Here is a 950-nt window from a genome sequence, read left to right as displayed (position 1 = left end):
CCTCTCCCCGCCCCGTCCCGGGGACTTCACGGTGCTCCCGATCCTCTCCCCGCACCGGCACCCGGGTCCGGGGCCCGGGGTCCACCCGCTCCCGGCCGGAGGGCGGTACTTCCTCCCCGGTGCCCCGGGCACGCCGTGGTGCACCGTCGCGTTCCCCCGTGTTCCGGCGCCCTCCACGCCCGAGCGTCCGGACGTGCCCGGAACACCCGCGCGATGCGGGACACTGGGAGCCGCGAGGCTCACCGCGCACCCGCCCCACCCGGAAGTTCCCGACCGCGTCACGATCGGGGCACACCCGGCGTACGACGGGCCGCCCGGGGAACCATCGCACCCCCCGCCGCGTGGATACGATCAGTAAGCACTACGGATCCCCCGTCGGGGTATCCGTGATCATCGCGGCCCGCGATGACGGTGAGGACGGCAGTCCTCCCGGGTAGTCCCCCGGGTGGACCGCCCGGGGAAGCGCCGGGGAGTCGAGACCGGGGTTCCGCCCGGAGAAGGAGGTGCACCATGGGACTACTGAAGCGCTTCGAGGAGCGCCTGGAGGGTCTGGTCAACGGCACCTTCGCCAAGGTCTTCAAGTCCGAGGTGCAGCCCGTGGAGATCGCGGGCGCCCTGCAGCGGGAGTGCGACAACAACGCCACCATCTGGAACCGTGAGCGCACCGTCGTCCCCAACGACTTCACCGTCGAGCTGAGCCCCGGCGACCACGAGCGACTGGCCCCCTACTCGACCCAGTTGGGCGAGGAGCTGGCCGGCATGGTCCGCGAGTACGCCAAGCAGCAGCGCTACACCTTCATGGGGAACATCACCGTTCGCCTGGAGCGGGCCGAGAACCTGGACACCGGTCTGTACCGGGTGCGCAGCCGCACCGAGGCGGGTAGCGCCCCCGGCGCGGGCGCCCTCACCAGGGGCGTCCCGGCCCCCGGTGGCCCCGACGGTCCCGGCGC

1 protein-coding gene is annotated in these 950 nt (G+C 72.8%); it reads left to right on the top strand.

Going from position 1 to position 950, the window contains the following annotated elements:
• Positions 1–510: 510 nt before the first annotated feature.
• Positions 511–950, top strand: a 440-nt coding sequence (locus FNQ90_RS24915) for a DUF3662 domain-containing protein (protein ID WP_182608394.1), incomplete at its 3' end; no start/stop codon positions are given.

The sequence above is a fragment of the Streptomyces alkaliphilus genome, from assembly GCF_014141535.1.
Classification (GTDB): Bacteria; Actinomycetota; Actinomycetes; order Streptomycetales; family Streptomycetaceae; genus Streptomyces; species Streptomyces alkaliphilus.
Note: the sequence above shows the minus strand (reverse complement) of the source record. Positions and strands in the feature narration are given on the sequence as shown.